This is a genomic window from Arthrobacter sp. NPDC080086, from assembly GCF_040702285.1.
Window position 1 is genome coordinate 1 of sequence record NZ_JBFBKP010000017.1, and the last position, 24,355, is coordinate 24,355.

Genomic DNA, 24,355 nt, shown 5'->3' on the forward strand with positions numbered 1-24,355 from the left:
GACGCCATTCAGCTGCAGCACAGCCTGGCCGACCTGCATCGCGCCGGCGCTCGCGCCATCGCCATGGAAGTGTCGTCGCACGGCCTGGAGCAGGGACCGCCGCCGTCGGGCTGTGCTCAGCAGTGCAGTGCCGTTGGATGGGACCTAGACGGCCGGGTAGTTCCGTTCCGGCTCTCCCGTGTACAGCTGGCGCGGGCGGCCGATCTTGGTGTTCGGGTCGCTGATCATCTCGCGCCACTGCGCGATCCAGCCGGGGAGGCGGCCGATCGCGAAGAGCACGGTGAACATCTTCTCCGGGAAGCCCATGGCCTTGTAGATCAGGCCGGTATAGAAGTCCACGTTCGGGTAGAGCTTGCGCTGGATGAAGTAGTCATCCTGCAACGCCTTCTCTTCGAGGCGGAGGGCGATCTCGAGCAGTTCGTCGTTGCCGCCGAGCTTGCTGAGGATCTCGTGGGCCGTGGCCTTGACGATCTTGGCGCGCGGGTCGTAGTTCTTGTAGACCCGGTGGCCGAAGCCCATCAGGCGGACGCCGTCTTCCTTGTTCTTGACCTTCTCCATGTAGTCCTCGGGCTTGATGCCGTCGGCCTGGATCTGGCGGAGCATCTTGAGGACGGCCTCGTTGGCGCCACCGTGGGCGGGGCCGAAGAGGGCGTTGATGCCGGCGGAGACGGACGCGAAGAGGTTGGCGTTGGAGGAGCCGACCAGGCGGACCGTGGAGGTGGAGCAGTTCTGCTCGTGGTCCGCGTGCAGGATGAGCAGCAGGTCCAGGGCCTTGGCAACGACCGGGTCGACCTCGTACTGCTCGGCGGGGAGGCCGAAGCTCAGGCGCAGGAAGTTCTCCACCAGGTTCATGGAGTTGTCCGGGTAGAGCATCGGCTGGCCGATGGACTTCTTCAGCGCGTATGCGGCGATGACCGGCATCTTGGCCAGCAGGCGGTAGGTGGAAACCTCGACGTGCTCGGCGTTGAACGGGTCCAGCGAGTCCTGGTAGAAGGTGGACAGCGCGGAGACGGCGGAGGAAAGCACCGGCATCGGGTGCGCGTCGCGCGGGAAGCCGCTGAAGAAGCCCTTGAGCTCCTCATGCAGCAGGGTGTGGTGGCGGATCCGCTGATCGAAGGCCTCCAGCTCGGCCGGCGTCGGCAGGTTGCCGTAGATCAGCAGGTAGGACACCTCGAGGAAGCTCGAGTGCTCGGCGAGCTGCTCGATCGGGTAACCCCGGTAGCGCAGGATGCCGGCGTCGCCATCGATGTATGTGATGGCCGAGGTGGTGGCCGCCGTGTTCATGAAACCGGGGTCAAAGGCAACGGCGCCGGTCTGCTTCAGCAGCTTGGAAACGTCGTAGCCTTCGTTTCCTTCAACAACCTTGATGCGCGGGAGCTCAAGCTCGCCGCCTGCATGACGCAGGGTTGCGCTGGTGGTCTCAGTCATGGATTCTCCTCATGAGGCCCTGGGCCCCTGTTGAAAGCTTGATCCAACATCTGGTGAAGCCGCCCACGGAATCCGCATCTACATGCCGGTTCCAACGGCCGCGCTGCCTTCTTGTGGAAAGCCACCATTGATCGTCAGTTAAAAAGTACCGGGACTTCGCGGGTGGTACTAATCCGCAGGGCCTTCAAGGCGGCGAATCCGCGCTTTGTGTGCCCCGCGTCACAGCATCGTTACGGTCCCGTAGCCAGACGCTCCGCGGCGGTGGCGATCCGCTCGTCGCTGGCCGTGAGGGCCACCCGCACGAAGCCGTTGCCGGCGTCGCCGTAGAACACCCCGGGGCCGACGACGATTCCGCGGTCCGCCAGCCGCCCCACCGTGTCCCAGGTCGGCTCGCCCGCGGTGGCCCACAGGTAGAGTCCGGCGCGGGACTCGTGAATGGTCAGCCCGAAGGACTCCAGTGCGGGAACGATCCGCTCGCGGCGGCCGCGGTACAGGTCCTTCTGCGCGGTGACGTGGGCGTCGTCGCCGAGCGCCACGCGCATGGCCTCCTGGACCGGGTAGGGCACGATCATCCCGGCGTGCTTGCGGCTGTTGACCAGGTTGGCCATCAGGGCCCCGTCGCCGGCGACGAAGGCGGCCCGGTAGCCGGCCAGGTTGGACTGCTTGCTCAGCGAGTAGACCGCCAGCAGCCCCTCGTGGGAGCCGCCCGCCACCCGCGGGTCGAGGATGCTGGGTACGGGTTCCCCGCCTCGCTGGACGTCCCATTCGCCCCAGCCGAGTTCGGCGTAGCACTCGTCGGAGGCGACGACGGCGCCCAGCTCACGGGCCTGCGCCACGATCCGGCGCAGGGACTCGGCGTCGCGGACGCTGCCGGTGGGGTTGGCCGGGGAGTTGACCCAGACGAGCCGGACGCGCGAGCGGGTGCCGGCGTCGAGTTCATCGAGGTCGTCGGCGGCGACGTGCTCCGCGCCGGCGAACGTGGCCCCGATGTCGTAGGTGGGGTACGCGACGGTGGGCCGGACGACGACGTCGCCGGGCTTCAGGCCGAGCAGGAACGGCAGCCAGGCCACCAGTTCCTTGGACCCGACTGTGGGCATGACGTTCTGCGGGTCGAGGCCGGGGACGCCGCGGCGGCGCTCGAACCAGGCGGCGATGGCCTCGCGGAGGGCCGGGGTGCCGTGCACGGTCGGGTAGCCGGGAGCGTTGGCCGCGGCCCGGAGGGCGTCCTGGACCAGGGCGGGCGTGTCATCCACCGGGGTGCCGATGGACAGGTTGGCCACTCCCCCGGGGTGCCCGGCGGCGCGGGCGCTGTAGGGCGCCATCGCCTCCCACGGGTAGTCGGGCAGGCTGAGGCCGAAGCTGCGCACCGCAGAAGTCACCGTGGATCCGTCCTAGTGGTCTTGGTTCTGCGGCGGCAGGGCGGCGATCATCGGGTGGTCGGTGTGGGTGTTGCCGATCTTGGCGGCGCCGCCCGGGGAACCCAGCACGTCGAAGAACTCCACATTGGCCTTGTAGTAGTCCGCCCACTCTTCGGGTGTGTCGTCCTCGTAGTAGATCGCCTCGACGGGGCAGACCGGCTCGCAGGCACCGCAGTCCACGCACTCGTCCGGGTGGATGTACAGGGAACGCTCGCCCTCGTAGATGCAGTCGACGGGGCACTCCTCAATGCATGCCTTGTCCTTAACATCTACACACGGCTGCGCGATTACGTACGTCACGACCCTGGCCTCTCCACGTTGGCTCCGGCTTCCGCCGGGCGTTCTGCCCCGGCCTGAGCGCCGGGCTGCTGACTTCCGAGCCTATTATCCCCCAGCCCGCTCCCGCCAACCTACCCGGCCGTCACAGACGCCCGCGGCAGGCGGTCTGCCCGCGGACCTAGGATGGTCCGGTGAGCGATTCCCCTTCCCGGCCCCGTGACTTTCTGGCCTCCGCCGCGCCGGGCACCCGGGTGGTGGTCCGGTACCGCATCGAGGGCGGCCTGACCGACGCGCTGGGCGAGCTGCTGGGTTGCGACGGTACCGAGTGCACGGTCCGCACGCGCCGGGAGGACACGGTCATCACGCTGGCGTCCGTGGTGGCGGCGAAGGCCGTGCCGCCGCCTCCGCCCCGCCGGGCGCCGCGGGTGAGGCCGGGCTCTACTGAGCCGGAGAAATCCCAGGACGCTGCCGGGCCGGAGGAAGCCTAGGAGGCGGGTCCCTCGACGCTGTCCGGGAGCTTCCGCATGGACATCAGCGGCGAGAACAGCACCGGCGCCACGGAGAGCAGGCTCAGCGCGGCGCCCAGCCACATGGCGGGCACCATCCCGATTGACTCGCCGAGGAAGCCGCCGATCAGGGCCGCCACCGGCATGACGCCCCAGACGACGCAGCGGACGGAGGCGTTCATCCGGCCCAGCAGCCGCGGCGGGCAGACCCGCTGCCGCATGGTCAGCTGCATAATGTTGTAGACCAGCGCGCCGAAGGTGGTGCCGAACTCGGAGATGGTCAGCAGCACCAGGGCGTTGCCGGGTTCGGTCTGCAGGGCCGCCACCGGCACCAGCACCAGCGCCAGCGACCCAAGCAGTGCCCCCGCCGGGATGACCCGGCCCTCGCCGATCCGGCGGGCAAGCCACGGGCCGGACACCGCGCCCAGCAGGCCGCCCGCGGCGCCGACGGACATGATGATGCCCATACCCTGGGGACCCAGCCCCAGCTGCCGGAGCACCAGCACCGGCAGCAGCGTGAACACCAGCATGCTGGCGAAGTTCATGCCGGCGGTGCAGAGCACCACGCGGCGGATCAGTTCGTGCCGCACCACAAAGGAGAGGCCCTCGCGGATCTCGGTGCCCAGCGAACCGTGTTCCCGGGCCGGGCGGGGCTCCTCACGGTCGCGGGTGCGGGTCAGGAACACGGCGGAGAGCAGGTATCCCACGGACTGGCCGACAAAGAGCACCGGCGCCGTCACCACGGCCAGGAGCGCTCCGCCGGCGGCTGGCCCGCCGATCCGGGCGATCTGGGCCGTGGCCTCGAGTTTGGAGTTTGCCTCGCCCACGTGGCGGGCGGGCACCAGCAGGGGGACGAAGCTCTGATAGGAAACGTCGAAGAACACGGTGGCGACGCCGACGACGGCGGAGATGACGTAGAGGTGCCAGACCTGCAGCGCACCGGCCCACCAGAGCAGGGGCACGGCGCTGATCGCGACCATCCGGACCAGGTCCGCGAGGATCATGGTGCGGCGCTTGAGCCAGCGGTCCACCCAGGCGCCGGCAGGCAGCCCAACCAGCAGGAAGGCGGCGAGTCCGGCGGCGTTGAGGATGCCCACCTCGAACTCGGTGGCGCGCAGCAGGGTCACGGCCAGGACGGGGAACGCGAGCTGTCCGAGCTGGGCGCCGAGCTGCGAAAGGGACTGGGCGGTCCAGAAGACGCCGAAGTTGGCGTCACGCCAGAGCGAGGCCTCCCGGGCAGTGTCCCCCGGTGCCTCAGCGTCCCCGCCGACGTCGGAATCCGCGGCGAAGTCGGCGGGTTTCTGGGCTGTCACCGGGTCAGCTTTGCAGTAGAGGTGACAGCTGTCAATCACTTCGCGGCGCGCCGGGACGGCGTTGCGCCGCACGGCACCGGCAGAACCGGGAGGGCCGCTTAAACGGCTCTGCCGCCGGGCGGCGGTTGGACCGCCTGCCCGACGGCAGTTCGTGGTGGCGCTGGACGCGCCGATGCCCTGGCGGGCTGGACCCTAGGCCTTGGCGCGGGCGCGGTTGGCCTTGGCCCGCTCGTTGGAGTCCAGGATCACCTTGCGGATACGGATGTCTTCCGGGGTGACCTCGACGCATTCGTCCTCGCGGGCGAATTCGAGGGATTCCTCGAGGGTCAGCTCGCGCGGCGGGGTCAGGTTCTCGAAGGAGTCCGAGGAAGCGGCACGCATGTTGGTGAGCTTCTTTTCCTTGGTGATGTTGACGTCCATGTCATCGGCGCGGGAGTTCTCGCCGACGATCATGCCCTCGTAGACCTCGGAGGTGGGCTTCACGAAGAAGGAGCCACGTTCCTGCAGGTTGATCATGGCGAACGGCGTCACGACACCGGCACGGTCGGCAACCATCGAACCGTTGGTGCGGTATTCGATCGGGCCGGCCCACGGCTCGTAGCCCTCGGAGATCGAGGCGGCGATGCCGGCACCGCGGGTGTCCGTGAGGAACCGGGTGCGGAAGCCGATCAGGCCACGGGCGGGAACGATGAATTCCATGCGGCACCAGCCGGTGCCGTGGTTGGCCATGTTGGTCATGCGGCCCTTACGGGCGGCCATCAGCTGCGTCACGGCGCCGAGGTATTCCTCGGGCACGTCGATGGTCATGTGTTCCATCGGCTCGTGGATCTTGCCGTCGATGGTCTTGGTGACAACCTGCGGCTTGCCGACGGTCAGCTCGAAGCCTTCGCGGCGCATCTGCTCGACCAGGATGGCGAGGGCGAGCTCGCCACGGCCCTGGACTTCCCAGGCGTCGGGACGCTCGGTCGGGAGGACCTTGATGGAGACGTTACCGATCAGTTCCTTGTCGAGGCGGTCCTTGACCTGGCGTGCGGTGACCTTGGCGCCCTTGACCTTGCCGGCCAGCGGGGAGGTGTTGATACCGATGGTCATCGAGATGGCCGGGTCGTCAACGGTGATCAGCGGCAGCGGCTGCGGGTTCTCGGCGTCGGTCAGGGTCTCACCGATGGTGATCTCCTCGATGCCGGCGACGGCGACGATCTCGCCCGGTCCGGCGGACTCGGCCGGGACGCGGTCCAGGGCCTTGGTGGCCAGCAGTTCGGTGATCTTGACGTTCTTGAGCTCACCGTTGGCGCGGGCCCATGCCACGGTCTGGCCCTTGCGCAGGGTGCCGTTGTAGATGCGGAGCAGGGCGAGGCGGCCGAGGAACGGGGAGGCGTCCAGGTTGGTGACGTGTGCCTGCAGCACACCGTCCGGGTTGTAGGTCGGGGCCGGGATGTGCTCGATGATGGTCTTGAAGAGCGGTTCCAGGTCCTCGTTCTCCGGGGCGGTGCCGTCGGCGGGCTGCTCGAGGGAGGCGCGGCCGACCTTGGCGGCGGCGTAGACGACGGGAACTTCGAGGATCTTGTCCAGGTCCAGGTCCGGAACCTCGTCCGCGAGGTCCGAGGCCAGGCCCAGGAGCAGGTCCATGGACTCGTGCACGACTTCCTCGATGCGGGCATCGGGACGGTCGGTCTTGTTGACCAGCAGGATCACGGGCAGGTGCGCGGCGAGGGCCTTGCGCAGCACGAAGCGGGTCTGCGGCAGCGGGCCTTCGGAGGCGTCCACGAGGAGGACGACGCCGTCGACCATGGACAGGCCGCGCTCGACCTCACCGCCGAAGTCGGCGTGGCCGGGGGTGTCGATGACGTTGATGGTGATGGTCTCGCCGTTGGAGGACGGACCGTTGTAGGCCACCGTGGTGTTCTTGGCCAGGATGGTGATGCCCTTTTCGCGTTCCAGGTCACCGGAGTCCATGACGCGGTCTTCGAGGTGGTTGTGCTCGGCAAAGGAGTTGGTCTGCTTGAGCATGGCATCGACCAGGGTGGTCTTGCCGTGGTCAACGTGGGCCACAATCGCGACGTTGCGCAGGTCACTGCGCAATGCAGTGGCTACCGCAGTGTTGGTGGTGGTTTCAGACATGCGTTATTGCTCGATTCAGTGGTGAAGTCAGCTGTTGTATCGCGACATTTCCGACCGGAACGCACGACAGGAATGGCCCGTTCGCACAGGGCACCTGCATCCATTCTAGCGGCTCGGGCATTTATTGGCCTAAATCGCCCGCCGGCGCGGGGATCCCCGGGCACCGGGCCCGGCGCCCGGCGACGGCGGCGGCGCCCGGCGGGGTCGTGTCCACGTGAGGAATGTCACTGGCTTTTGGGAGCGAAGTACCGCATTATTGCCGTGGTAAAGAAAAGCAAAGCCCGGAGACCCCAGATGCGAATCGCCTCGGCTCTGACCCGCTACGCCGCACCTGTGATCGCCACCGGCGTTCTCCTGGCCGGCTGCGGGCAGGCACCCACCACTTCCTCGTCCGGCCCGGACTCACCGGCCAGCGCCAGCGCCCCCGCCTCCGGCGTACCCGGAAAGTCGGCGGCCCGTGCGGGTGCAGGTGCGTCCGGCGAACCGGTCGCCGCCGGCGGGCAGAAGTCCCTGCTGGCACCCCTGCCCAACCCGGCCACCATGGCCCCGGGCACGGTATACCGCAACCCGGCCAACGGCCGGGAAGAGGTCATCGTGGCCAACATCTCCCGGACCGCGCTCCTGATCGGCGACTCCCAGTCCGAACCGACCAATGGGTGGCCCCGGCAGGGCCTTTCCGCGGCCGGGTACGACGTCTTCTTCTGCGGTCTGGGCGGAACCGGCTATGTCGCGGCGAATGGGAAGACCGGCAACTACGTCGACGCCCTGCAGCGCGGGGACTGGAAGCTGCCCTACGGCGCGCCCGCCCTAATTGTCATGGAAGGCGGCGGCAACGATGCAACCCGCGGGGCCACCGACGCCCAGATCGTGGCCAACGCCGAGCGGCTGATCGCCTCCCTCAAGCAGCGCTACCCCTCCGCCCGGCTGGCGATGATCGGCACCCTGGCCCGCGGGGCGAACTACGGCGGCGGCCGCCGGACCCAGGTGGATTCGTTGCTGGGCGGCCTTGCGGCCCGGCATTCCATCCCGTTCATCAGCACCGGCGACTGGCTGACCAAGTACAACCTGACCTCGCAGATGGCCGACGGCGTGCACATGAACAGCACCGGCCACGCCGCGCTCGGTACGATCCTGGCCGGCAAACTCAAGGATCTGGGCCTCGAACTGCCCCCGCCCGGGCCCGTGACCACCGAGCCCGGCAACTAGGCAGCGGTACCGGAGGACCGGGAAGAGTTAAACAAAGGGAGCCGGTGACCACCCCGCGGGGTGGTCACCGGCTGCCTTTGTTAGTGAGGGCCCGCAGGGGCGTCCTGCCTGGAGGTCAGGCGACGTCCGGTGGGAGCATCAGCTTGGCGCCGGGGATGGCGTTCAGCAGGGCCTTCGTGTACTCCATTTGCGGCGCGTCGAAGACGTCGTCGGTCGAACCGGTCTCCACCAGCTTGCCCTTTTCCATCACGCAGACGTGGTCCGCGATCTGCCGGACCACGGCCAGGTCGTGGGTGATGAAGAGGTAAGTCAGGCCCAGCCGCGACTGCAGGTCCGCGAGCAGGTTGAGAACCTGCGCCTGGACCAGCACGTCGAGTGCGGAGACGGCTTCGTCACAGATGATGACCTCGGGATCGAGGGCCAGGGCACGGGCGATCGCGACGCGCTGGCGCTGGCCGCCGGAGAGCTCGTTCGGGTAGCGCTGCATGGTGGACTGCGGCAGGGCCACCTGGTCCAGCAGTTCGCGCACCTTCTTTTCCCGGCTGGCCTTGGTCCCGATCTTGTGGGTGCGCAGCGGTTCCTCGATGGTCCGGAAGATGTTGTACATCGGATCGAGGGAACCGTAGGGGTCCTGGAAGATCGGCTGGACACGGCGGCGGAACGCGAAGATTTCCTTGGCGTTCAGCGTCGAGGTGTCCACGCCGTCGAACACGATCTTGCCGGAGGTGGGCTGGAGCAGGTTCAGCACCATCTGCGCCACCGTGGACTTGCCGGAGCCCGACTCCCCCACGATCGCCGTCGTCGTGCCGCGCTTGACGCTGAAGGACACGTCGTCCACCGCGGTGAAGTCGGTGGACCGGCCCAGGCCGGAGCGGAGCTTGAAGACCTTGCGGAGGTTCTCGATCTTGAGCACCTCGTCCGGCTTCGCGGCCTCGACCACGCCTTCCTCGGCGGGGGCGAGCAGGTCCTCGGACTCGACGCCCTGCTCCTTGGCGACCTGGATCCGGCGGGACGCCAGCGACGGCGCGGAGGCGACCAGGCGCTGCGTGTACGGGTGCTGCGGGTTGCGCAGCAGTTCCAGCGACGGACCCGATTCCACCACCTGGCCGCGGTACATCACGACCACCTTGTCGGCGCGTTCGGCGGCGAGGCCGAGGTCGTGGGTGATCAGCAGCACGGCGGTGCCGAGCTCGGTGGTCATCTTGTCCAGGTGGTCAAGGATCTGGCGCTGCACGGTCACGTCCAGGGCCGACGTCGGCTCATCGGCGATGAGCAGGCGCGGCTGGCAGGACAGGCCGATGGCGATCAGCGCGCGCTGGCGCATGCCGCCGGAGAACTCGTGCGGGTACTGCTTGGCGCGCCGTGCGGCGTCCGGCAGGCCGGCCTGCGAGAGGACCTTGGCGACGTCGTCGGGACCGTCGGGCAGCCCGTTGGCCTTGAGCGTCTCGCGGACCTGCTGGCCGATCTTCCAAACCGGGTTGAGGTTGGACATCGGGTCCTGCGGGACCATGCCGATGCTGTTGCCGCGCAATTCGATCATGCGCTTCTCGCCGGCCTTGGAGATGTCCTCGCCGTCGAACAGGATCTGGCCGCCGGAGACCCGGCCGTTGGTGGGCAGCAGGCCGATCGCGGCCAGCGCCGTGGTCGACTTGCCCGAGCCGGACTCGCCCACGATCGCGACCGTTTCGCCCGGCATCACGGTGAGGTGGGCGTTGCGGACGGCGTTGACGTCGCCGCCGCCGGTCTTGAAGGTGATCGCCAGGTCCCGGATTTCCAGGAGCGGACGCACGGCGGCCGTTCCCTCTTCACGGATTTCAACAGGGGTGTTCATGGCTTCCCCTTTCATCGCTTGCGCGCTTTGGGATCGAGAGCATCACGGAGGGCGTCGCCCAGCATGATGAAGCTCAGAACGGTGATGGAGAGGGCGATGGCCGGGTAGAGCAGCGGCATCGGGTTCGAGCGCAGGGAGGCCTGAGCTGCCTGGATGTCGTTGCCCCAGGACATCACGCTGGGCGGGAGGCCGATGCCCAGGAAGGACAGCGTGGATTCGGCCACGATGAAGGTACCCAGGGAGATGGTGGCCACGACGATGATCGGGGCCAGCGAGTTCGGCATGACGTGACGCATCAGGGCGCCGAACTTGGAGACACCCAGGGAACGCGCGGCGGTGACGAAGTCGGCGTTGCGGACCTCGATCACGGCGCCACGGGTGATGCGGGCGATCTGCGGCCAGCCGAACGCCATCAGGATCAGCACCAGGGTCCACGCGGTGCGGTTGGAGCGGAACATCGGCAGCTGCATGACGACGATCGCGCCGAGGATCAGCGGCAGCGCGAAGAAGATGTCGTTGATGCGGGCCAGGACCGCGTCAACCCAGCCGCCGTAGTAGCCGGCCAGGGCGCCCATGATGCCGCCGATGACCAGGACACCGATGGTGGTGAACAGGCCGACGGTCACCGAGGAGCGCGTGCCGTAGATGACGCGGGCGTAGACGTCGCAGCCCTGCTGGGTGAAGCCCAGCGGGTGGCCGCCGGTGGGGCCGCCGTCGGAGTTGGCCAGCTGGCAGGCCTCGGAGGTGGGGTCGATGCCGGAGAACAGTCCCGGGAAGAGGGACACGGCCACGACCACCAGGATCAGGAACGCGGAGATCAGGAACAGCGGCTGCTTGCGCAGGTTGCGCCAGGCCTCGGCCCAGAGGCTCAGGGGTGCCTGGTCCTCCTTGACCTTGTCCGTGGCCTGCAGCGGGGTCTCGGAAAAGTCGGCGACGAAGTGCTCGATGTGGCGCGGGGCGGGCATCGGAGCGTCCTGCCGTGCGGGATTGGTTTCAGGAGTCATAGCGGATCCTCGGGTCAAGCCAGGCGTAGAGCAGGTCAACGAGCAGGTTGGAGAGGCAGTAGATCAGCACCAGGACGGTGACGATCGAGACCACCGTGGGTCCCTCGCCGGAGAGCACGGCCCGGTAGAGCCGGTTGCCGACGCCGGGCACGTTGAAGATGCCTTCGGTGACGATCGCGCCGCCCATCAGGCTGCCCAGGTCCGCGCCCAGGAAGGTGATGACGGGGATCAGGGAGTTGCGCAGGATGTGCACGCGGACCACTCGGAACCGGGACAGGCCCTTGGCGGTGGCGGTGCGCACGTAGTCGGCGTTCATGTTCTCGATCACCGAGGTGCGCGTCAGGCGCAGCACGTACGCGAAGGAGCCCAGGCCCAGCACGATCGCGGGCAGGATCAGGTCCTGCACCGTAGCCGCGGAACTGACCGTGGGCTTGGCCCAGCCGAGCTGGACGCCGATGGTGAACTGCAGCAGGAAGCCAAGGACGAAGATCGGGATGCCGATGACGATCAGGGACGCCACGAGGACGGTCGCGTCAAAGAGCTTGCCCTTCCGCAGGCCGGCGATCAGGCCGAAGATGATGCCGAAGACGGCCTCGAAGATCAGCGCCATGATGGCCAGGCGGGCGGTAACCGGGAACACCTCGCCCAGCACGGCGGCGATGGGACGGCCGGAGAAGTCCTGGCCGAGGTCGAAGGTGAAGATGCTCTTGAGGTAGAGCAGGTATTGGATCCAGAACGGCTGGTCCAGGTGGTACTGCGCGCGGAGCTTCGCGGCGACGGCCTCGTTGACCGGCTTGTCGCCGAAGAGGGCGACGATCGGGTCACCGGGGAGGCTGAAGACCAGGAAGTAGACCAGCAGCGTTGCGCCCAGGAAGACGGGGATCAGTTGGAGAAAACGCTTGAGGATGTAAGTCGCCATCAGCGAAGCACACCCTTGTCAGCAGGCATCCGGTCCAGGGATGCGGCGGAGTTGTTCATCGAAGAACCTTTTCACTTTGGACTGCGGCCCGGCGCCGGGTCGGTCACAGAGGACGGGCTGCAGAGTTCACCCGAGGCGGTGGCCGTCAGGGCGGACTGTCAGGGAGAACTTGCGGGGATCTGTCCGGAAAACAGAGTGGAAGCAGAACAACGGCGGAGGCCCCAATCCAGGCAGCCCCCGCCGTCGTTCAGTTATTTACTTGCCGCTGATGTTGTAGTACAGCGGGACGCCGTCCCAGCCGTAGTCAACGTTGGTGACCTTGTCGCTCCAGCCGCCCTGGGCAACCTGGTACCACAGGGGGATGGCCGGAAGGTCGGTCAGGAGGATTTCCTGAGCCTTGTTCATGGCCTTGTTGCCGTCGGCGACGGTGGAGGCGTTCAGGCCGTCGGAGATGGCCTTGTCGAACGTCGGGTTCGCGTACTTCGCGTCGTTGGAGCCGGCACCGGTCTTGTAGATCGGGCCGAGGAAGTTGTACAGCGACGGGTAGTCGGCCTGCCAGCCGGCGCGGATGGCACCGGTCAGGGTCTTGGCGGTGGCGTCGTTGCGGGCTTCCTTGAACGTGGCGTAGGGCTTGCCCTCAACCTTGATGCCGAGGGTGTTCTTCAGCTGGTTCACAACAGCCTCAACCCATGCCTTGTGGCCGCCCTTGTCGGCGTTGTAGGCGATGGTGAAGGTCTTGTCAGCGTCCCACTTCTGGATCGCGTCGGCCTTGGCCCAGGCGTCCTTGGCCTTGGTGGCGTCGAACTTCAGGTTGTCCGAACCCGGGATCGAGTCGCTGTAGCCGTCCAGCACGGGGGCGGTGAAGTCCTTGGCGGGCTGGCGTGCACCGTTGAAGATGACCTTGGTGATCTCATCGCGGTTGATGGCCATGGAGATGGCCTGGCGGCGCAGCTTGCCGGCCTCGCCGCTCCACTCCGGCAGGTATTCCGGGATGGCGATGGTCTGGTTGCCGGCGTACGGCTTGTTGATCGTGCGGTCACCCAGGTCGGACTTGTAGTTCTTCAGGGCGCTCGTCGGGATGGTCTGCAGGATGTCCAGGTTGTTGGACAGCAGGTCCTGGTACGCGGCGTCGTCGTTCTGGTAGATCTTGAACGTCACGCCGGCGTTCTTGGCCTTGCGCGGGCCGTTGTAGTCCGGGTTCGGGACAAGCTGGATCTGCACGTTGTGCTGCCAGCCGCCGTCGGCCATCTTGTACGGGCCGTTGCCGACCGGCTTCTCGCCGAAGCCCTTCGGGTCCTTCAGGGCACCGGACGGGACCGGCACGAAGGCGGTGTAGCCCAGGCGCAGCGGCCAGTCGGATTCCGGCTGGGAGAGTTCAACGGTGAAGGTCTGGTCGTCAACGACCTTCAGGCCGGACATGGTCTCGACCGTGGAGCCTTCCTTGCTGGCCTCGTCGTAGCCCTTGATGGACTCGAAGAAGCCACCGCTGAGCTGTGCGTTCTTCGCGGCGGCACCGAAGTTCCAGGAGTCAACGAAGGTCTTGGCCGTGATGGCCTCGCCGTTCGTGAACTTCTGGTCCTTCTTGATCTTGATCGTGAAGTGCTGGCCGTCCTTGCCCTCGATGGACTCAGCCAGTTCGTTCACGGGCTTGCCGTTGGGGTCGTAGCTGACCAGACCGGAGAACATCATGTCGATGACCTTGCCGCCGCCAACTTCATTGGTGTCGGCGGGCATCAGCGGACGCTGGGGCTCGGAACCGTCAGCAATGATGACCTTGCTGGTGTCGCCACCGGTGCTGCCGCCGGCGGTGTTGGAACCGCCGCCGCCGCAACCGGTCAGGGTCATGGCAGCGATAGCCACCAGGCCCAGTGCTTTGGAAGTGCGCGAAAAACGCATTCCTCCTCCTAAGAGTTGTGGGAGTTCTGCGGGAGAGACTTGTGCTTCCCGGCAGGCGCGGGCACAGGGATATCCCTGTGACGTGGCCTACATATGGAAGTAGCCTAACCGCAAGATGTCCAGATCATGGAACTCCGTTGCCAAACCGTGACTCGACAGCACTGTGACGGCTAGCGTCAAGCGCAACGTATTTCAAGTCACAGATTACTGGCTGGTAGGATACGTGCCGCTTCTCCCGTTCCTCGTGGATTCCCTCCCTGTTGCCCCTTTCCTAACCGCTCTCCTAGCTGGCGCCCGAGAGCAGCTGGGCCCGCAGTTCCCGCCGTTCCCGCTGCTTCTCCGGGTCCGGCAGGGGCACCGCGGCCAGCAGGCGCTGGGTGTACGGCTCCTGCGGGTTGCGCAGGATCTGGTCGCGGCTGCCCTGTTCGACGATCCGGCCCCGTTGCATCACGCAGATGCGGTCGGCGAGGACGTCGACGACGGCGAGGTCGTGGGTGACGAAGAGGCAGGCGAAGCCGAGTTCCTTCTGAAGGTTCTGGAACAGCTCCAGCACCTTGGCCTGGACCGAGACGTCGAGGGCGGAGGTGGGTTCGTCGGCCACCATCAGCTTCGGCTTCAGGGAGAGGGCCCGGGCGATGCCGACGCGCTGCTTCTGGCCGCCCGAGAGTTCGTGCGGGTAGCGGTTGCGGTAGTTGCGCGGCAGCTCCACCTGGTCCAGCAGCGCCTCGATCCGGGTTTGCAGCTCGGCACCCTTCGCGACGCCGGCCAGGAACATCGGCTCGCCGATGCTCTCGCCGATGGGCAGGCGGGGGTTCAGCGAGGAGGACGGGTCCTGGAAGACCATGCCCACGTGGCGGCGCATCTCGTGCAACTGCCGGCCGTTGCGCTTGGCGGCGGAGATGTCCTGCCCCACCACCTTCATGGTGCCGGCCGCGACGGGCAGCAGGCCGACGGCGGCGCGTCCGATGGTGGTTTTGCCGGAGCCCGACTCCCCCACCAGGCCGACGACCTGGCCCGGGTAGATCGCCAGGTTGGCGCCCTCCACCGCGCGGAAGGCCGGCACCCGGCCCTGCTTGGGGTATTCGATCGCGACGTCGGTCAGTTCCAGGACCGGGTCGCCCTGCGGCTTGGCGGTCTCCGCGGCGGCGGCGAGGGCCGCGGCGTTGGCCCGTTCCCGGCGAAGGAGTTCCTCGTGCGGGATGGCCTCGAGGTCGGCCTGGGTGGCGGCGGCGAGGGCCGCGGTAACGTCTACGTCGCCGTCGGCCTCCCCGCCCTGGCCCAGGTGCGGCACGGCGTCCAGCAGCGCCTTGGTGTACTCGTGCTGCGGGTTGTGGAAGATCTCCGCCGCCGTGCCGGTCTCCACAATTACGCCGCGGCGCATGACCGCGATCCGGTCCGCGAGGTCGGCGACGACGCCCATGTCGTGGGTGATCAGGACGATCGCGCTGTCGAGCTTGTTGCGGAGGTTCCGCATCAGGTCCAGGATTTCGGCCTGGACGGTGACGTCGAGGGCCGTGGTGGGCTCGTCGGCGATCAGCAGCTTGGGGTCGCAGGAGAGCGACTGCGCGATCATGGCGCGCTGCCGCTGGCCGCCGGAGAGCTGGTGCGGGTAGGAGCGGAAGGCCTTCTCCGGGTCCGGCAGCTCCACCAGCTCGAGCATCCGCACGGCCCGTTCCCTGGCCTGGTCCGGGGAGACCTCGTTGTGCAGCCGGATGGTTTCCACGATCTGCGCCCCGACGGTGTAGACCGGGTTCAGTGCGGTCATCGGCTCCTGGAAGATGACGGCGACGTCCTTGCCGCGGACGGCCCTGATGTTGGCTTCGCTGCCGCCCAGGAGTTCATTGCCGGCCAGCTTGACGCTGCCGTTGACGCGGCTGTTGCTCGGCAGCAGGCCCAGCAGCGCCATGGAGCTGGCGCTCTTGCCGGAGCCGGACTCGCCGACGATCGCGAGGACCTCGCCGGCCCGGACCTCGTAGTTCAGCCGGATGGCGGCCGGGACCCATTTCTTGTCCACGCCGAAGTCGACGCTGAGGTCGCGGACCTCCAGGACGACGTCGCCCTTGCCGGGGGCGGAGGGCTGCGCCGGGTCCACGGTGATGAAGTCAGTCATGATGGGGTGTTCCTTCCGCCGGGCCGCCGCACCGGGAATTTAGTGCGTTCGGCCGGAATGCTGAAATATGGGGGGCATGAGCACAGCGCCCGATGCCGGAAACGTCGAAATCTTCAAGGCCCGGACCAATAAATGGTTCGCCGGCCTGGCCTGGGGCGTCGGGCTGCTGGGCCTGGTCGTGACGGTGGCCTCGGCCGGTCCCGCGGGGCTGCTGGGCACCGCTCCCCTGCTGCTGGTGGCCTTCCTGGGCTGGCAGTTCTTTTGGCTTCCCGCCGTCGTGGTGCACGACGGCGGGGTCACCCTGGAGAACCCGTTCCGGTCCGTCGAGGTGCCGTGGGCGGCGCTGGTGCATGTGGACACCCGCTACGCCCTGACCCTGGTGACGGCCCGGCGCAGCTACGCCGCGTGGGCAGCCCCCGCGCCGGGCATCTGGGGCGGCCGCAACGCCCGCCCCGAGGACCTGCGCGGGCTGCCGGACACCAGCTACGGCCCGGGCAACTCGGTGCGCCCGGGAGACCTGAAGACCACCGACTCGGGCCAGGCCGCCCGGCTGGTGCGCGGCCGCTGGCAGGCCCTGGTGGAGAGCGGCGCCCTGGCCGCCGGCGAGGCCGCCACCACCGCGGTGTCCGTGACCCCGCGGTGGGCGGCGATCGCCGTCGCCGTGGTGCTGCTGGCGGCCAGCGTCTGGACCGTCGCCGCCGTCTAGCCTGCGGCCCGGGTTCGGGGCTGTCACCTTAGTCGTCCTTGGTGCCATCGAAGGCGGTGACCGCGGACTTTTCCGCTGCCGGCGAGGCACCCGCTGCAGCGGGAGAACCGGCGGGGGTGCCCGCGGCGGCGTCGGCTTCGCGGGCCTTCTTGGCGTTGAACTTCTTCTGCCGCGGGTCGAAGGCATCCCGCAGCCCGTCGCCGATGAAGTTGATGCTCAGGCAGATCAGCACGATGAACAGGCCGGGGAACCAGAACAGCCAAGGCCGGGTGGCGAAGGCCTGCTGGTTCTGCGAGATGAGCAGGCCCAGGGACGTGTCTGGGGCCTTGACCCCGACGCCCAGGAAGCTCAGCGCGGTCTCGGTGAGGATGGCCGCGGACATGGTCAGGGTGACGTTGACGATCAGGACGCCGACGGCGTTGGGCAGGATGTGCTTGAAGATGATCCGGGCGTTGCTGGCACCGGAGATCCGGGCGGCGTCGACGAATTCGCGTTCCCGCAGGGACAGGAACTCGCCGCGCATGAGCCGGGCGAGGCTGACCCAACTGATCAGGCCGAGGAAGATGCCCAGGGCCAGGACGCCGTTGCTGCTGGCGAAGGAAGCGAACCAGCTGCCGGAGTCGCGCCGGCCGGCCATCTGCGCCATGACCGCCGCGAGCAGCAGCGCCGGGATGATGATGATGACGTCGGTGAGGCGCATCAGGATGGCCTCGGCCCAGCCGCGGAAGTAGCCGGAAATCGCCCCGACCAGGACGCCGAGCAGGCCGGCGATCAGGCCGATGACCACCATGACGGTGATGGACTGCTGCGCTCCGCGCATGGTCATGGCGAACAGGTCGCGGCCGATCCGGTCCTGGCCGAAGGGGTGCTCGCCCCAAGCCAGCGGCCAGAGCGAGGAGGTGGGGGCGCCGTCGTTGACCAGGGCGGAGACCTGCTCGTGGTTGTACTTCCACCAGCCCGGGATGCCGAGGTAGCCCACGGAGGTGAAGGCCATCAGAAAGATGATGGCGAAGACCACCAGGCCGATGATCGCGCCGGTGTGGCCGAGGAAGCGCTTGCGTACGATCTGGCCCTGGCTCAGGCCCTTGGCCTCGAGGACGGGTTCTATGCCGGCCGCGGGGGCACCCTTGAGGGCCGCGTCCTCGGCCATGATTTCGTCTTGCTGGCTTGGCTGGCTCATGCTTTTACCCTTACGCGCGGATCAAGTGCGGAGTAGGCGAGGTCCGCAATGAGGTTGAAACCCATGGCCGTGATGGCCACACAGACGAAGACGCCCATGACCGGGTTGGGATCGGTGTGGGAGATGCCGTCCAGGAACAGGAAGCCCATGCCGCGCACCGAGAACACGGATTCGGTGATGACGGCGCCGCCGATCAGGCCGCCGATGTCGAAGGCCACGATGGTGGCGATGGGGATCAGGGCGTTCCGGAAGGCGTGCCGCATGACCACTGTCCGTTCCGAGACGCCCTTGGCGCGGGCGGTGCGGATGTAGTCCATGTTCATGATTTCCAGCATCGAGGCCCGGGTGAAGCGGGTGTAGCTGGCCAGAGAGATGAGGATCAGGGCCATGGTGGGCAGGATCAGGTGGGTGAAGGAGTCCAGGCCCAGGATCCAGAAGTCGCCCTCGATGTTGGGGGTGCCGGCGCCGATCGTGGCGATCGGGCGGCCGCGGACGCGGCTGTTGTCGAAGTAGCTCGGCCAGGCCTGCATGAACCGGTCCAGCAGGATCATTCCGCCGACCAGGAACGAGGTGATCGCGGCGGCGCGCATGGACTGGCCGCGGTCGTAGCCGCCCATCAGGTAGCCGATGCCCAGGCCCACCAGGACGGCGGCGACGGCCAGCAGCACGATCATCAGGAAGGTCGCCTGGTCCAGCAGCGGCTGGACCACGAAGTAGAGGACGACGCCGACGGCGACGGCGATCAGCGAGGATTGCAGCGCCTTGCGGTTTTTCAGGCCCGCGGAGAGCAGGGTGACGGCGAAGGCGATGCCGACGCCCGCGATGGCGATCACCACTGGTCCGAGGCCCGGGTTCTTGAACCAGAGGGTCGCGGAGAAGTAGATCAGGACGGCGCTGACGAAGGCAAATACGACGGCGCCGACGGTGAGCCGCCGCCGCAGTGCGCCGCCGGCGGCGACGGCGACGATTACGCCGAGCACCAGGCCGATGGCCAAAGCTACGGGGAGCGGGACGTCGGGGTCCCTTAGGAAGTTGTTGAAGCCGATGGCGCCGAATTCCTTGAGCAGGACGGCGACCCAGAAGATCGGCAGCGAGAAGAACAGGAACGCCATGAAGGTGACGCCGTAGTCCAGGGCGCTGTATTGGCGCAGGGCGGTGATGATGCCGAGTGTGATGCCGATCAGGATGGCCAGGATGGTGGCACCGGTGACCAGCGTCAGGGTCTGTATCAGGGCGTGGCCGAGGGCGTCCGTGACGGGCTGCCCGGCGATGTTCTTGCCCAAGTCGCAGGAGTTGGCGAACGGCACCAGGCACTGGGCCGCTCCGCCGAGCCAGCGGAAGTAGCGCACAGGGGCGGGGACGTCGAGCTGCAGCAGCTGCGTCCGGGCATCCATCAGGGCCTGTTTCTGCGGGGAGTTATTGACCCGGAATTCCTCCAGGGGGTCTCCGGACGCCGCCGTCAGGAGGTAGACCAGGAAGGAAGCGCCGAGAAGGATGAGGGCGGCCGTCATGAGCCGCCGGACTACGTAAGTCACCATGGGAGTACAACCTCGGTATTCAGGTCCTGGGATTGCCGGGACCGGTTGCTGGGTTCGCGCCGGCTGCGGGGATACGGCGGGCCAAACCTCTGTGGGGTGCCGCTAGAAAGGCGTCGGGACCGTGGAGCCTTGGTCCCGACGCCTTTCGCCAGCACGTGTTACTTGCGGTCGTCGGCTACTTCTGAGCCCACTCCCAGAAGTTCCACCAGACGCCGGTCTGGTTCGGCATGTACTTCACACCGGTGATGCGGTCGGAGTAGGCGTCAACGCCCACTGCCTGGAACAGCGGCAGACCGTACGCGGAATCCCAGATCTTTTTGTCGATCTGCTGGATGAGTCCGTCCTGCTTGCTCTTGTCGGTGGTGACGATCAGCTCGTCCATCAACTTGTCAGCATCCTTGTCGGAGAACTTGTTGAAGTTGGAGTCGTTGCCGGTCTTGAAGATCTGCGGGACGCCGGAAACGCCGACACCCGGGTTGATCCAGCCGAAGATGGTGGCGTCGTAGCCACCCTTGCCCAGGGCCTTGCCCCAGTCGGACTTGCCGAGACCGCCGTCGACGATCTTGAAGCCGGCCTTGGCGGCGGACTCGCGGATCAGGGAGAAGGCGTCAACGCGGTTGGGGTTGTCCTTGTTGTACATGATGCGGACTTCGGGGGTGGCACCGTTGAGCAGCTTCTTGGCGCCGTCGATGTCGACATCCTGGTACGCGGAGGAGCCGTTGTTCTTGACCGAGTCAGCGTAGGCGGCCTGGTCCGGGACGAACAGCTGGGAGTCAAGCGGCTTGGCCTTGTCGTCCAGCTTCTTGACGATCTTGTCGACGATGTCCTTGCGCGGGACGGTCTTCATGAACGCCTCGCGGACGTTCTTATCCGCGAACGGGCCGCTGTAGTTCAGGTCGATGTGGTCGTAGGAGAGCTGGTTGCCCTGGTCGACGGTCACGCCTTGGCTCTGCAGCGCCTTGAGCTGGTCCACCGTGTCGGCGGAGGCCTGCGGGGCGATGATGTCGGCCTCGCCGTTCTTCAGCGCCTGGACCTGGGCGGCGGAGTCGCCGATGTAGCGGACGGTGATTTCGTCCAGCTTGGCGTCCGGGCCCCAGTTGTAGTCCTTGTTCTTGACCATGGTCAAGGACTGGTCCTGGTTGATGGTCTTGACGACGTACGGGCCATTGGAGAGGAAGAGCTCCGGGTCGGCCGGCAGGGTCTTGGTGTCGAAGCCGGTGTTCCAGAGGTCGGACATGGCCTTCAGCTGCGCGTTGGCAGGCTTCGGGGCCTTGGCGTCGCCGCGCGGCATGCCCTTGAGCATGGAGACGAACGCCTTGGCATCGGCCAGGCCGGCCTTCTTGGCCAGGACGTGCGCGGGGATGTCGACGCCGGGGCCGCCGAGGGCGATTTCCCAGTCGGCGAACGGCTTGGAGTACTTGATGGTCATCGACTTGCCGTCGTCGCTCATCTCCGGGAAGTCGGTGAGCGCCAGGCCGGTGGGGTCACCGGCGTAGGAGAAGTACGAGGTTCCGGTCTTCGCGTCGGCATCGGCGTCGTTGTAGTAGCCGGAGAAGGCGGCCCACTGCAGGAGGAGGTCGGCGGCGGTGACAGGCGTGCCGTCGGACCACTTGACGCCGTCGTTGATGGTGTATTTCACCGTCAGCGGGTTATCGGAGGTCTTTTCCATCTTGCCGAACTTTTCGTTGCGGACAACGTTCAGCTTGTTATCGATGTAGTAGAAGCCCGAGTGGGTGGCGTAGCTGACCTTCGAGTTGATGTCAGTGTTGCCGTCGGCGGTGTTCGGGTTGAACGTGTTGAACGCGTTAACCTCGACGACCGTTGCCGATCCGCCGGTTTTGCCTGCCGCGGCTGACGACGACGGGGTTGACCCGCCGCTGTTGCCGGCGCAGGCGCTGAGTGCGAGGGCAGCTGCCGCTGCCACCCCCACCGCTTTGGAAATACGACCGAAGCGCATTCCGCCTCCTTGTTTCTGTGGTGTGGATGAGACCTGCGCCAACGGCACCGGCCAGACGCCCACACTCCCCCAGCGGCAGTGTGGTTCGTCTCACATGGCATGAACTGTAAACCCGGGATGGCGCGGAATGGTGGGAAATTCGGACAGCACTATCGTTCGTTATCGAGCTGTAACAAATTTTGATTCCGCTGTGTAAATTTTGTGAAAATTCGTTGACGGATACGTTACCGGGGGCTATTGACGGCCCGGAAGAAATCCGCTTGGCGGCGCCCGGACGAGCTCTCCCAGTTAGGCGGTAATTACCGGGCTCCCCGTGCCGTGAGCCGGTTCCCCGGATTGCCGCCCGGCAGCAAGACCTCCGCGCGGCTCCGGTGGCGGGCGCGGGTCTCCGGATCCATCCCGTCCAGCAACGAGACGACCATCCGCGACCGTGGGTTCGCGGCAAATACCTCCCGGTGGTCCGCGATGAACGTCCAGTACAGTCCGTCCCAGTCCGCGGTCCACTCTCCCGGCGGGAGGTCCGACATCTTCTTCAGGTAATTACTGCCGGAGACGTAGGGCTTGGTGGTGATGGCGTCCCCGGCCGCGAACTGGCTCATGGCGTAGACGTTGGGGACCATCACCCAGTCGTAGGCGTCGATGAACAGTTCCATGAACCACTCGTAGACGGCGTCCGGGTGGATGCGCAGCAGGGACATGACGTTGCCCAGGACCATCAGCCGTTCGATGTGATGGGCGTAGCCGGTGGCCAGGACGCGGGAGACCACCAGGTCCACCGGCGCCAGGCCGGTGCCCGCGTCCCACCAGCCCTCCCCCAGTTCATTCCGATGGCCCAGCCGGTTTGCGCTGCGCAGGGCACGGCCGCCGGTCCGGTAGGTGGCGCGCATGTATTCGCGCCAGCCAATGACCTGCCGGATGAAGCCCTCCACCGAGGCCAGGGGCGTAGCCTCTGTGGCTCCGTCCAGGACAGCCTCGACCACCTCCCGTGGGTCCAACAGGCCGATGTTCAGGGCCGGGGTGAGCAGGCCGTGGGCGATGAACGGGTGGCCGGCGGAGATGGCGTCCTCGTAGGGGCCGAAGTCGTTCAGCCGGTCCCGGACGAATTCACGCAGATGGTCCCGGGCCTCCCCGGCGCTGGTGGGCCAGGCGAAAAGCTTCGGGTCCCCCGGGGCTTCCGGGAACTCCCTGGCCACCCAGTCGATCGCGTCGGCGACGTCGCGGTGCTGGCCGGCCTGCGGGCCCCCGTCGAGCTGTTCCGTCGCGGGTCCGTCCAGTCCCGTCAGGTCGAAGCTGCCCTGCGGCTCGACGGCGGGATGGCCGGCGAACCGGCCCACCGCGGCGGGGGTATAGCCGCGCGGCAGCTTCTTGCGGTTCTCCGCGTCGAAGGACCACTTGCCGCCCACGGGCCGACCACCCTCCATCAGGAGGTCCAGCCTGCGGCGCTGCCACACATAGAAGTCGTGCATGCGTGCGGTTTTCCCGGCAAACCAGTTGTCGATGTCCCGGCGGCTGGTGAGGAAGTTCGGGGTCTCCAGCACGTCGGCCACGCGCGGCCGGTAGCCGCCGTCGTTCAGCGCGGCGCCCAGGTCCCGCTCCAGCCAGTCGTCGACGACGTCGAACCACGTCACCCGGGACGGGCGGCGGCTGCGGACCAGCTCGGCCAGCTGATCGCCGGAGGGCCGCCCGGCGTCGCTGGCCAGGACCTCCACCTCGAAGCCGCGGCCGCGCAGCCGGCGGGCGAATCGGGTCATCGTGGCCCGGTGCAACACCAGCTTCTGGGCATGGAACGAGTACTGGCGGAACATCAGATCGTGCTCGATCAGTACGAACACGGTGCCGGCCGCCGCGTCCAGGTGCTGGTCGAACAGCTGGTGCGGGAGGACAAGGCGCAGTTCCGGGCCGGGGCTCATGACCCAACGATAAAGGACTCCACGCGGCGGTCCCCGGCCTCAGCCCTGAGTCAACCCAGGTCCAGGGCCTTGAGGACGCGGGCGACGCGGGCCCGCTGCTCCGTGTCCAGCCCCCGGATGGGCAGCGGAAGGCTCGGCCCTTGGACGAGGCCCAGCTGTTCGGCCACCGCCGCAACAACGCGGAGGCTGCCGCCGAACTCCTGGAAGAGTTCCCACAGCGGGCCCAGCCGCGTGGACTCCGCCGCCGCGTCCGCGGCCCTTCCCTCCTGGACGGCCCGCGTGATGGTGAGCGCAGGCCCGGGCAGCGTCCCGGCGATCACGGAGTACCAGGCGTCGCAGCCAGCTGCCAGCCCGGCCGCGGCGGAAGCATCCCCGGAGATGCCGATGGTGACATGGGCGGGGATGACGGCCCGGATCCCCGCGACCCGCGCTCGGGCCTCCGCCGGTCCGGCGGGGACGGCCGGGATCTTGATCGAAGCGATCCCCGGGAGCGCCGCGATGTCCGAGTACAGTTCGGTGGTGAAGGTGAAGCGGGTGGTCCCGGGATTGTCGTAGACAATGACGGGCAGCCCCGTGTGCCCCGCGACCGTCTCGAAGAGCCCGAAGACGTCGTCCGCGGTGAGTGGCTGGTAGGTCATCGGGGCGAGCAGGACTCCTGCGGCGCCGGCGCCTTCGGCGGCGTCGATATGGCGGAGGACGTCTGAGGTGCGAAGCGCGCCCACCCCGACGAACACTGGCACGTCGCCGGCGTTGGCGACAGCCAGGCGTGCCACACCGGCCCGCTCCTCCGGGCTGAGGTAGGCGTAGGAGCCGGTGGACCCGAGGGCCGTGATCGAGTCAACCCCGGCCGCGGCCAAGCGCCGGACGAGGCCACCGAACGCACCCTCATCAACCGCGTCCCGTGTCAGCGGCGTCAGGGGGAAGGCACTCAGGCCGGTAAAGCTGGGGTTCACTGGATGCTCCTTGCCATGGCGGCCCACTGTATAGGCGGGCCCGAAGGGCAGCGGCCGGCCCTTGCGCCTAGAATACTGAC

At 67.4% G+C, this 24,355-nt stretch carries 18 protein-coding genes; 3 read left to right on the forward strand and 15 right to left on the reverse strand.

Going from position 1 to position 24,355, the window contains the following annotated elements:
* Positions 1-144 precede the first annotated feature (144 nt).
* The 3 genes from AB0305_RS08280 to fdxA all read right to left on the reverse strand — a co-directional run bounded on the left by AB0305_RS08280 (position 145) and on the right by fdxA (position 3,146).
* On the reverse strand, positions 145-1,428 hold the full coding sequence (locus AB0305_RS08280; protein WP_290255781.1) for a citrate synthase: 1,284 nt from the start codon (positions 1,426-1,428) through the stop codon (positions 145-147).
* 230 nt (positions 1,429-1,658) lie between these two features.
* On the reverse strand, positions 1,659-2,807 hold the full coding sequence (dapC, locus tag AB0305_RS08285; protein ID WP_364133072.1) for a succinyldiaminopimelate transaminase: 1,149 nt from the start codon (positions 2,805-2,807) through the stop codon (positions 1,659-1,661).
* A 12-nt stretch (positions 2,808-2,819) separates the two neighbouring features.
* Positions 2,820-3,146, reverse strand: coding sequence for a ferredoxin (gene fdxA / locus AB0305_RS08290; RefSeq protein WP_290255783.1), 327 nt, complete (start codon positions 3,144-3,146; stop codon positions 2,820-2,822).
* A 170-nt stretch (positions 3,147-3,316) separates the two neighbouring features.
* On the opposite strand from fdxA, the gene AB0305_RS08295 reads away from it, so the two are divergent.
* Complete coding sequence (locus AB0305_RS08295) at positions 3,317-3,613, forward strand: hypothetical protein (protein ID WP_364133075.1); 297 nt, start codon at positions 3,317-3,319, stop codon at positions 3,611-3,613.
* On the opposite strand, the gene AB0305_RS08300 is transcribed toward AB0305_RS08295, so the two are convergent.
* Positions 3,610-4,944 carry an MFS transporter gene (locus AB0305_RS08300; protein WP_364133078.1) on the reverse strand — a complete coding sequence of 445 codons (1,335 nt, stop codon included), beginning with the start codon at positions 4,942-4,944 and terminating at the stop codon, positions 3,610-3,612. The genes AB0305_RS08295 and AB0305_RS08300 overlap by 4 nt on opposite strands.
* 192 nt (positions 4,945-5,136) lie before the next feature.
* Positions 5,137-7,065, reverse strand: a complete 1,929-nt coding sequence (gene typA / locus AB0305_RS08305) for a translational GTPase TypA (RefSeq protein WP_290255786.1) — start codon at positions 7,063-7,065, stop codon at positions 5,137-5,139.
* A gap of 294 nt (positions 7,066-7,359) precedes the next feature.
* Here typA and AB0305_RS08310 point away from each other — a divergent pair, with 294 nt between their 5' ends.
* Complete coding sequence (locus AB0305_RS08310; RefSeq protein ID WP_364133081.1) at positions 7,360-8,271, forward strand: SGNH/GDSL hydrolase family protein; 912 nt, start codon at positions 7,360-7,362, stop codon at positions 8,269-8,271.
* A 115-nt stretch (positions 8,272-8,386) separates the two neighbouring features.
* On the opposite strand, the gene AB0305_RS08315 is transcribed toward AB0305_RS08310, so the two are convergent.
* The 5 genes from AB0305_RS08315 to AB0305_RS08335 form a co-directional block, all read right to left on the reverse strand.
* Positions 8,387-10,102: an ABC transporter ATP-binding protein gene (locus AB0305_RS08315; protein ID WP_364133084.1), complete on the reverse strand. Its 1,716-nt coding sequence runs from the start codon at positions 10,100-10,102 to the stop codon at positions 8,387-8,389.
* Between the two features lie 11 nt (positions 10,103-10,113).
* Complete coding sequence (locus AB0305_RS08320; RefSeq protein ID WP_364133087.1) at positions 10,114-11,106, reverse strand: ABC transporter permease; 993 nt, start codon at positions 11,104-11,106, stop codon at positions 10,114-10,116.
* The gene (locus AB0305_RS08325) at positions 11,096-12,025 is read right to left on the reverse strand and encodes an ABC transporter permease (RefSeq protein WP_290255790.1); all 930 of its coding nucleotides are present in this window, start codon (positions 12,023-12,025) and stop codon (positions 11,096-11,098) included. The genes AB0305_RS08320 and AB0305_RS08325 overlap by 11 nt, the downstream gene beginning before the upstream one ends.
* 255 nt (positions 12,026-12,280) lie before the next feature.
* Positions 12,281-13,921: an ABC transporter substrate-binding protein gene (locus AB0305_RS08330; protein WP_290255791.1), complete on the reverse strand. Its 1,641-nt coding sequence runs from the start codon at positions 13,919-13,921 to the stop codon at positions 12,281-12,283.
* A 283-nt stretch (positions 13,922-14,204) separates the two neighbouring features.
* Entirely contained in the window at positions 14,205-16,031 is a 1,827-nt protein-coding gene (locus AB0305_RS08335; RefSeq protein ID WP_364133092.1) for an ABC transporter ATP-binding protein, read from the reverse strand.
* 76 nt (positions 16,032-16,107) lie between these two features.
* Here AB0305_RS08335 and AB0305_RS08340 point away from each other — a divergent pair, with 76 nt between their 5' ends.
* Entirely contained in the window at positions 16,108-16,737 is a 630-nt protein-coding gene (locus AB0305_RS08340) for a PH domain-containing protein (protein ID WP_364133095.1), read from the forward strand.
* 28 nt (positions 16,738-16,765) lie between these two features.
* Here AB0305_RS08340 and AB0305_RS08345 read toward each other — a convergent pair whose 3' ends face one another.
* The 5 genes from AB0305_RS08345 to AB0305_RS08365 all read right to left on the reverse strand — a co-directional run bounded on the left by AB0305_RS08345 (position 16,766) and on the right by AB0305_RS08365 (position 24,275).
* Positions 16,766-17,887 carry an ABC transporter permease gene (locus AB0305_RS08345; protein WP_290256469.1) on the reverse strand — a complete coding sequence of 374 codons (1,122 nt, stop codon included), beginning with the start codon at positions 17,885-17,887 and terminating at the stop codon, positions 16,766-16,768.
* A 26-nt stretch (positions 17,888-17,913) separates the two neighbouring features.
* Positions 17,914-19,455 (reverse strand): ABC transporter permease, encoded by a 1,542-nt coding sequence (locus tag AB0305_RS08350; RefSeq protein ID WP_290255794.1) that lies wholly within the window; start codon positions 19,453-19,455, stop codon positions 17,914-17,916.
* Between the two features lie 175 nt (positions 19,456-19,630).
* The gene (locus AB0305_RS08355) at positions 19,631-21,412 is read right to left on the reverse strand and encodes an ABC transporter family substrate-binding protein (RefSeq protein ID WP_364133098.1); all 1,782 of its coding nucleotides are present in this window, start codon (positions 21,410-21,412) and stop codon (positions 19,631-19,633) included.
* A gap of 299 nt (positions 21,413-21,711) precedes the next feature.
* The gene (locus tag AB0305_RS08360) at positions 21,712-23,322 is read right to left on the reverse strand and encodes a cryptochrome/photolyase family protein (RefSeq protein ID WP_364133101.1); all 1,611 of its coding nucleotides are present in this window, start codon (positions 23,320-23,322) and stop codon (positions 21,712-21,714) included.
* Between the two features lie 50 nt (positions 23,323-23,372).
* On the reverse strand, positions 23,373-24,275 hold the full coding sequence (locus AB0305_RS08365; protein WP_290255797.1) for a dihydrodipicolinate synthase family protein: 903 nt from the start codon (positions 24,273-24,275) through the stop codon (positions 23,373-23,375).
* Between the last annotated feature and the right edge of the window lie 80 nt (positions 24,276-24,355).